Source organism: Campylobacter concisus, assembly GCF_002165815.1.
Classification (GTDB): Bacteria; Campylobacterota; Campylobacteria; order Campylobacterales; family Campylobacteraceae; genus Campylobacter_A; species Campylobacter_A concisus_BH.
In genome coordinates, this window is sequence record NZ_NDYN01000031.1 from 1 (window position 1) to 680 (window position 680).

Sequence of the window (680 nt, forward strand, 5' to 3'; positions counted from 1 at the left end):
TTGTATCAAGATCAATTGTAACTTCATTGCTTGATACGCTAGTACCAAATTCGTTCTTAGCTATAGCTGTAAATTTATGCTCGCCTTGTTTAGTAAGAACTGGAGTTGTAAATTCCCAGTTAGCATTTGCATTCTCTATCCTACCGATCTCAACACCATTGTCATAGATTATAACTGTTGATCCAGCTTTTGCTGTACCTTTGATAGTTGGAGTGTTGTCATTTGTTAAGCCACCTTTAACGTCTTCGTTAAATTTACCACCCTTAACATCATCGATAACATCAGTGATAACTGGAGCTTCTGGAGCTTTAGTAGCTTCACTATTCTCACCTATTACACCTTTGCCTTTGCCTGGGTTGTCAGGATTGTTAGGGTTAACTATCTCAGCTGTTATGGTGTTATCTTTACCTGGGTTTAGATCAACTGGAACATCGATGCTACCTTTATCGATATCGCTTTGTTCGATTGGTCTTTCAGTTTTATTACCTTTGTCATCAGTAACGATTAGTTTATCGCCTGGTTTTACGCTGCCATCTTTTGGAATGACTACTTCAGCTGTTGTTTTACCAGCATCTTTGTCGCCATCTTTATTCTCTTTGTCAGAGATCTTACCATCTTCGTTAGTGTCTTCTGGGAATTTGATAGATGGGTTGCTTGGTTGGCGAGTTAGTTCTGAATCA

The 680-nt window shown here is 38.8% G+C and carries 1 protein-coding gene; it reads right to left on the bottom strand.

From position 1 onward, the window contains the following. The coding region (locus B9N65_RS11105) for an Ig-like domain-containing protein (protein ID WP_180385155.1) at positions 1–680 on the bottom strand (680 nt) is incomplete at both ends.